This window comes from Shewanella septentrionalis, from assembly GCF_025370265.1.
Taxonomy (GTDB): domain Bacteria; phylum Pseudomonadota; class Gammaproteobacteria; order Enterobacterales; family Shewanellaceae; genus Shewanella; species Shewanella hafniensis.
The window spans coordinates 1-7500 of the sequence record NZ_JAMTCC010000075.1 but is presented as its reverse complement, the minus strand read 5'-3'; the positions used below and the strand labels follow the sequence as shown (position 1 = coordinate 7500).

At 48.9% G+C, this 7500-nt stretch carries 8 protein-coding genes; all 8 read right to left on the bottom strand.

Annotation, left to right across the window (positions count from 1 at the left end):
• Window positions 1-665, bottom strand: a 665-nt coding sequence (locus tag NE536_RS22090) for a TraD N-terminal domain-containing protein (protein WP_261274025.1), incomplete at its 3' end; no start/stop codon positions are given.
• 2 nt (window positions 666-667) lie between these two features.
• A complete protein-coding gene (locus NE536_RS22085; RefSeq protein ID WP_011979520.1) occupies window positions 668-1201 on the bottom strand; it encodes a hypothetical protein in 534 nt (177 codons plus the stop codon).
• 37 nt (window positions 1202-1238) lie between these two features.
• Window positions 1239-4049 carry a conjugal transfer mating-pair stabilization protein TraG gene (gene traG, locus NE536_RS22080; RefSeq protein ID WP_261274024.1) on the bottom strand — a complete coding sequence of 937 codons (2811 nt, stop codon included), beginning with the start codon at window positions 4047-4049 and terminating at the stop codon, window positions 1239-1241.
• A gap of 2 nt (window positions 4050-4051) precedes the next feature.
• The gene (locus NE536_RS22075) at window positions 4052-5440 is read right to left on the bottom strand and encodes a conjugal transfer protein TraH (RefSeq protein ID WP_261274023.1); all 1389 of its coding nucleotides are present in this window, start codon (window positions 5438-5440) and stop codon (window positions 4052-4054) included.
• Window positions 5437-5613 carry a hypothetical protein gene (locus NE536_RS22070; protein ID WP_181879260.1) on the bottom strand — a complete coding sequence of 59 codons (177 nt, stop codon included), beginning with the start codon at window positions 5611-5613 and terminating at the stop codon, window positions 5437-5439. The genes NE536_RS22075 and NE536_RS22070 overlap by 4 nt, the downstream gene beginning before the upstream one ends.
• An 11-nt stretch (window positions 5614-5624) precedes the next feature.
• A complete protein-coding gene (gene trbB, locus NE536_RS22065) occupies window positions 5625-6068 on the bottom strand; it encodes a type-F conjugative transfer system pilin assembly thiol-disulfide isomerase TrbB (RefSeq protein WP_006087388.1) in 444 nt (147 codons plus the stop codon).
• A complete protein-coding gene (locus tag NE536_RS22060) occupies window positions 6065-6802 on the bottom strand; it encodes a hypothetical protein (protein WP_006087389.1) in 738 nt (245 codons plus the stop codon). The genes trbB and NE536_RS22060 overlap by 4 nt, the downstream gene beginning before the upstream one ends.
• Window positions 6803-6837: 35 nt before the next feature.
• Window positions 6838-7500 (bottom strand): type-F conjugative transfer system pilin assembly protein TraF (gene traF / locus NE536_RS22055; RefSeq protein ID WP_261274022.1); only part of this gene is annotated, 663 nt, incomplete at its 5' end.

The window sequence follows — 7500 nt, the reverse complement described above, 5'->3', positions numbered from 1 at the left end:
TCATAGATAATGGCTTTGTCGCCCCGTTCACGTATCCACGTTAAAAACTTACGCAGCGCCACGGACTTTCCCGCGCCCGTGGTGCCATCAAGTAACAAGTGCTGTACTTCAAAGCGTTCTTTGAAAATACCGATGCCATCGAGCTTGAAATCGGACTGGCGCTTGTCCTTTTTAAGCTGTTTTGCTAATTCCTTCGGCGTGGCTTTTTGCATCCCCCGAATAAAGTGTTCCTCGGTTTGCTCGTCCCCTTTTTTCTTGAAATACCACATGGCCACTGACAGGAAAACGATGCCAATCACACAGCTTATAAGGAGATAAATTTGTGTCCATAACCAAAAGCGGCTGTTGGCCGCAATCAGTATCGGGTTTTGCAATTGAGACCCTAACGTACTGGTATAGACAGTGCCTTGCCACTCAGTTTGCATAACATGGCTTTCTGGTCTAAACACGCTAACCGTTTGGTTTATCCAATAATAATAAGCCCCCATTAAGGTGTCTTTATCAAGGAAGAGATAGCATAGCAGCGCTGTTAAGATGAGCACGCCAAAACACGTCCAGCGGATAAGCGCGGCGTTAATCTGCAGAAACATCCGCAAATTGTGAAATAAAATCTGGCCACCACGGGTGTAGTTACTGCCTTTAGTACGTTTGGGGTTTAAGGTCACGTCTAGGGTTCCTTTTTCGGTTTATTGGCTTCGAGAGCTTTCTTTTCAGCGAGGCGTTTTTGGGCGGCAGCGCGATACTTAAGATCGGTAAAGTCTAAGTAAGTACCGTAATCGCTGTAATCTAGTCGGATATAGGTGGTGTCATTTTGAAACTCGGCTTTATCAAGGCGTAATGGTTCCGATACGAAGGGGGCTGTGTTAAGACGTGGGTATTGGCGGCTAAGTTGTTCTTCTAGCGCCTTATACTTTTCTAAGGAGATTGGGAAGGTAAACAGGATGCTTCCTAATGTTTGAGCGTCATCAAAATAGAGGGTGGCATACTTAAGCAGCGGCTCATTAAACTGCTTGCCATCAACCCGATAATAATTCCAGCTATCAGGCAATCCCGATGCGGTATTTTTGTATTGGGGGGGGTAGGTTTGCTCTGCCTCTTGCCTCGTGGATTTACCCAAGGTGAGACCAAATAGAGTCGTTTCAGCCTGCGCCAAGGGGCTTAATAAGCACAGCAACAGTGCACCTGTTTTAATGATGTTCATGAAGTTATCTCTTTGTGATTGAAAGTCATGGCTATTATCACATTTTTGGTCCTGTATTAAAGGGACTTGATTGACGCACTGTTTCTGCCAATTTTTCATCATCACTTCGACTGTCTGGCTTTATTAGGGCGTGCGCCGCTTTTGCGTCAGCACGGGCCTGTTCTATATCAATGCTCGGGACGCTAGATGCGTTATGAGTCTGTTCTTCGTGCAACACATCTTGTCTAATTTCCGCGTTGCCTTGCGCCGCATGGCCTTGGATACGCTCAAATTCGCCCGTTTGGTAGAGGCTGTCATTGAGCGGCGCAGGGGCATACTGTGGTGATTGCTGTTTATTGAAATCAATGTCAGCGGCGTAACGCTCCTGAGCTTGCACAATGTCATCGCGGTTTTGCGGTAATTCATGGTTTTTGTATTGTTCTACCATCGCTTTGACTTCGGGAGTGTTGGCAAACTCGGCTGCGAGTTGGTTACGCTCTTGCTGCATTTCTGGTGTTTGCCCCTTGATCACGTCCATGGCATCACCATTTTTTCTTGAGTTTTTAACGAACTCCACAAAGTCTTGATTAAAGTCACGCCCAATACTGATTGAGCCACTTTTGACATTATTGGCGAGGTCAGTGTAACTTTGGGCTTCGGTGAGCTGGGATTGGGCGTTTTTGGTGTGGGTAATCGCTTCGTTAAGCCCTTGTAGGAAGGTTTGGGTTTCACCTTCGTTTTTACTGTTGGTTGTACTGGCTTGTTCGCCGCTGTTATAGGATTTGACGGTGTTAACGTTAGCGCTGAACTGGTCAAGGTAGCTTTGCTGGAGACTGTCACGTTCGCTTTCACTGGTACGGTCTGTGCTGACATCATCGGTTGAGCCTTTAGTGCCGGTAGAGCCGGATACGTGCGCACTAGAGCCAAGAAATCCACTCCCAGGTGTGCCGAGTTTCACCCCTGCTTCTGCTCCGACATACATCGATAATAAGGTACTTGTGGCTTGGTCTTCTGTCAGGTTGAAGTCCTTAGCAAAAGACTTAACCGTACTACGCATATCTGCGAAGCCTTTGTTATGGGTGCCGCTATCGCCGGTGGCGCTATTGCTGCCATAACTGTTCGAGGTATTGACCCCGCTCATTTGACTTAGTGCGGTATTCGTGGAGGTGGCGATACTTTCGCTTGCTTGTTTACCCTCTATTTTGCTCGCACTGATCGCGTTTGAGGCAGATTGCGAGGCTGAGTTCGTCACCACGTCACTGCCGCTAATGTTCACTGGCAAGCTACGGCTTAAGGCATTTTGGCCATTAATGACTTGTCTGCCATCATCAAAGGTGGTGGTTTCATAACCGGTTGCATCTTGCTTGGTGTTGCCATGAATACGTTCAACGCCAGTGGTGTCGATTTTATTGCCGTTGGTGTTGTTGTAGCTGTAGTTATCCACCTGAGCGTTACCCAAATTGATATCACCACTGGCCGCACTGGCAGAGGTGCGCGCGTTAACGCTGCTCATCATGCCCGCGAACTGATGCGACATACTGCTCATTACCGACGCGCCGCCTTTCATAATGAGCGGGACAATTAATGTCGGTACGCTCATCATTAAAAAGCCGGTCATGGCCGCATAGCGGGAGTGCATTTCTTGTAAGGGATCAACGTTGCTTAAGGTGATACCGCCGTAAATGTTAGTGATTTCAGTGGCGTTAAGCGATAAGCGCGTGGTCATGATGAAGTTAATGAGGGCAAACATCACCGGCCATGTGCCAAGGTAGATAAAGCCTTTGAAATAGTTGCCGAACACTTGAAACGTGAGCGAGGGGATCATGGCAATCGCCACCACTAAAAAGGCGACAGAGCTAAACAGCAAAAACAAAATCGATTGCAGCATGGGCAAAAATTCCCGCGCCTGCAGGGCCATTCCCGCCCACATCGATGTGGTTTGCATTTTGTTTTGCGTATAGGCGTAGTTGAATGCGGCGGCGGTGTTGTTGCTCACCGCTGCATCATCTGCAAGGCCATTTCGCAGGGCGTTAATCGTCATGTTTTGCAGCGTGATTTGCGACGCGCTTTGACTGATATTGGCGTATTTTTGATAACCACTGCTGATGCTGGTATTCAAAAAGCTTTGTTGGCTTGTGGCCTTTTCACCATAAATCCAACTGCCCAGTAACTTGATGCTTTTTGCGCTGTCTGCTTGGAATAGCTGCTTGAGGCGCGGAAGGGCTTCTTTGCAGGTAGGATAGTCATTAGGACCCATTTGAATCGCCCGTAGTGGCGAAGGGTTGTGAGTCGCTAGAAAGTCCCAAATATCCGGTGCACTGGCTAAATCTCGCCATGTGTATTTATTATTGAGTAGCATATCTCCGCGAATACAACTGCTGATGTAGTGCTGCCAATAGCCTTTAAGTTGGGTGTTTTCTATCTCGCTTTGTCTGGATAACTTGTACAGCTCAGAGCCAAACATCATGCCCGTTTTACTGTATTGTTGATCATCCGGTACGTGAAAAATATCTTCCACCGTTTGGGTGGTGGCATACATATAATGCGACGCCCATGAGGCCGGATACGCCACAATCGCGGGCACATTGTCCACGCGATAGTTACTCGTCGGATTGGTTAAATCGGTAATTTGCACTGTGGCGGTGGTGTTCATGGCAAGCAATGGCACGGCAAAGTAAACCGCGCACCATTTCATAATCGCGTTATGGTCACGCTTGATGAAAAAGTGCAGCGCGGTGGCCACAACGGCAAACAGCGCACAGATGCTTATCATGCTGGCAAATGAATCGGACTTGAACAGCACGGCAATGGCATTCATCACTTGCTTGGCCACGTCACCGTTGCTGTAGGTGAAAATCTCAACTGCCATGGTTATCGCTCCCCAAAATTCAAGTTGGCCTTAGCTTTAGCGCTCATGGCGCCCGTTATTTGCTGTTTGATTTGCTGGTTTTGCATAATGAGCTGGTGCTGTGATACGGCATCATTTTGAGCTTTAGCTGTGAGTCCTTCTAAAAAGCGGTTGGCGTTGATAATGTCTCGCTCGATACGATCAATGTCTTTGGGATCATTGTTCGTGGCCGTGATTGAAGATTTCACAATCGACAGCATGTTTTGCAGATAGAGGGTAATAAACTGCACGCTGATGATTTTGGCGTAAGTATTGGTTTGGGGCGTGAGTCCTGCCTCCAATTCGGTACGTAAAAAGGTCATGATGGGCAGTGTGGTGTATTCGAGCAGCGACTTGTCGTTATCTGTGAGTGGCTGGTCGTTTTGCATCTTGCTGGCGATACCTCTGAGTAAGGTTTCTACGCGGTATTGCAGGCCGTGATTACTTTGGATGGTGATCGTTTGTTGTGTCGGTGCTAAGCATTGGTCAATGGCTTGATTGGTGCATTGATAGCTTTCAGCTTTGCCGCCCTCTAACAGACTATTAATCAGGTTATTGTTGTCGGTCAGCAGTGAGCCATAACCGCGCGCATTGCCGGTCGCGTCATAGATATACGTGCCTGAAATCGACATGAGAAATTCTGCCAAGGTCGGATCGCTGGCAAGGAAGGTATTTTTTAAAATGGCGGCCCACACAATATTGGTGTTTTTGCGCACCATGTCTTTTAGTGCGGGATCTTTCTTGGCGTTATCGAGCTGATTGTTAGCTTGACCGCCCGCGCCGCATTCTTGCTGGCCAGATACCCAATCCGCAAAGGCGTTATTTTGCGTGCCCATAGTGGCACAAATGTATTTTTGACTGCCAACACCTGCAAACCCCGCCAGTGCCGACACGCCCGCTTGGGCACTCTCGCAAGAATTGATCGACTGATTGAGGTACTTATCGGCAATGGCCGTTAGCGTGTCCTTAATCTGTTTGATTTGTGGTGCCCACGTCTGCAGGGCTAAATCGACGGCGAACGGTGCAGCGTTGGCGATAATAGCCTTGCCTTGTTGCACAAGGGCGTCTGAGTTAATGTGACTGAATCCCCCCATAAACATATCAATACCGCCACAGCCTGCGGCAATGCTGGGCATTTGCACACTCACGAGCTGCGCGTCGCGAATGGGGCTACGCACAAAGAGATTGCCGCCGCTGTAGTAGTTGGCGCTTTGGCCTTTAAATGAGCCCGGATTGGTCACGTTGGTGCCATAGCCCAAACCATTGAAGAAATCGTTTAGCGAACCTGAAACCCCCGCGCTATAGGCGTGTGTTGTCAGCAAACATGAAATAGTGACGCCCAGTAGTGTGCGCGTCAGTGCTAAGCGTTTCATGATTTACCTCCGGTATTGCCGTTTATGCTGCCGCTTATGTTGCCGTTATGGCGCGGGTGTAGTGTGCGTAGCGCCCGCAAGCAAACGGCACTTAACAATGCATGCACGGGGACGAGTACGAATTTATAAATGGCTAAGGCCAGTAAAATATTGATGATTAACATCGTGTCCATGAAGGTTGCTCCTAACGCATGCTTGCAATGACTTGTGGGTCATTGAGGGATTGAAGATAGCTTTGTTGGAGCTGCGAGGACGTCACATCCCCGACGGTTAAACGGACAAACTTACGGGTATTGACGTTGATCAAGAATGTGGCGGGCACTGTCACGCTGCGCGGGTTCTCAAAGAAAGTAGCGGCAATGTCTGGCGTGGAAGGAATAGGCACTTCAAAACCTGCTATCCCTTGGTTGTCGAGCGAAAAGGCATAGGTATAGGTGCCAGTTTGCGCCGCAAGCTGTTTCAGTTTCGGGGCGAACTGGTGGCAGTAAGGGCAATCAGAGCGAAAGAAAAACACTAACGCGTAATCATTGGGATTGGCCGCAACAGGCGTATCCATCGTTGCTGTGTGGCCAAGGGATGATAACAGTAGCGTGAAGATGCCGATAATCAGGGTGGTGAGTTGTTTCATTGTGTCACCTCAGTCGTGATGTTTGCTGTGGATATGGGCGCGGTGGGTGGCTGGCCTAACGATAAAAAGAGCAGTTCCAAACTGGCTTTTATGACGGCCAAAGCCAACAACGCGCCAACCCAAGGGGTGTTGAATGTGCCAATAAAAATCAATAGTGCGATGAGCGTGATAAGGCTTGTTAGTGCGTGATAAGCGACTAAATGATGTGCTGAGAGTGCGCGGTAATATTGCAGCGGAGACGACGGAGGTTGCATGGCCTTTGGGGCTAGTTCAAATCCTAGCATCTCAATGGCTAAGCGGGTGCTCGTTTTGTTTGCGTGGTCTGCACTGAACTGTTCTTCGAGTGTTAGGGTTGCGAAAAATAGGCTGGCAATGCAGTAAATGAGGGTGAATATCGACATCAACACGATGGCGGGCGTTGCGGTTAAGCTGGGAAAGGTGTTCAAGAGGCTCATGAATGCGAGCGGCATTATCCCTAATGCACGTGTTTGACTGCCTTGATTGAAAAGGTGTCTTGGCATCAAAATAGCCGCGTTTTTAGGGGAGAGCATCATGGGGTAAAGCATAAATAGTGCCCCGAAGACGACGGTGCAAAGGGTGAGAAAGGGTGCGCCGTTGATATCGTAAATCACACTCAACACAAAACAGTATGTGAAGGTGAATAGGGTTAAGCAGGGTAGTTTCTGCCTATTGATGGCTTTGAGCATCACGTCGGTGATGTTTTTCAGGCTCATGGGGAAATCCTTGTTTAAGTGAGTCGTGTTATGCGTTAAAAGTCAGGGGCGAAATCGGTGGCCACGTTCAGGAAGCGGCCCAGTAAATCGTCTTGAGAGATAAAGCCATACGCGAGCGGTTTCATTTCCCCCGTGCCAGGATTAACTAACACGAGTGCGGGACTAAACGGGACGTTTATGTGCTGGTCGTTTTGGCGGTTCTGCACGATGGCTGGCAGTGCTACACCATCGAGCGTGACGCCCAGTAGCTCAATGCCATGCTCAGTAGCGAACTGCTGCACGCTGGGCGCTAGCGCAATATCAATTTCTTCTTGGCCTTTGTAGACAAAGAACAGCCCCCATCCCGCATCGGCAAGGCTGCGTACTGCGCGCATCTTCTTGTTGCGCTCTAATGATAAATAGGTGCTTCTTGCCGCTTGTTCCGTCGGTCTATCTTTGGTGTAAGACAGCTCAGGGTTATCTAGCAGGACCTTTTTAAAGGTCATGCCGAACTCTGACGATTTATTGCTGACGTACTGATTAAGCAGCATTGCCCTTTCCACTTTCTTGCTGTCTTGGCTGTTTATCGCCGCGTCATTGAGCGTGTCTTGGTAGTAGCTGTGAAACCAATCCATCTGCTCTGTCGGGGTCAGCGTTTGCGTTCGGGTAAGTGTGACGCTTGGCGTTTCGGCCTTTTTAAGTGCTTGCTTCTTGGGGGC

Bases quoted from the DNA above. Each gene is read 5' to 3' on its own strand.
- NE536_RS22085 (WP_011979520.1), bottom strand. From the start codon at position 1,201: ATGAACATCATTAAAACAGGTGCACTGTTGCTGTGCTTATTAAGCCCC.
- traG (WP_261274024.1), bottom strand. From the start codon at position 4,049: ATGGCAGTTGAGATTTTCACCTACAGCAACGGTGACGTGGCCAAGCAA.
- NE536_RS22075 (WP_261274023.1), bottom strand. From the start codon at position 5,440: ATGAAACGCTTAGCACTGACGCGCACACTACTGGGCGTCACTATTTCA.
- NE536_RS22070 (WP_181879260.1), bottom strand. From the start codon at position 5,613: ATGGACACGATGTTAATCATCAATATTTTACTGGCCTTAGCCATTTAT.
- trbB (WP_006087388.1), bottom strand. From the start codon at position 6,068: ATGAAACAACTCACCACCCTGATTATCGGCATCTTCACGCTACTGTTA.
- NE536_RS22060 (WP_006087389.1), bottom strand. From the start codon at position 6,802: ATGAGCCTGAAAAACATCACCGACGTGATGCTCAAAGCCATCAATAGG.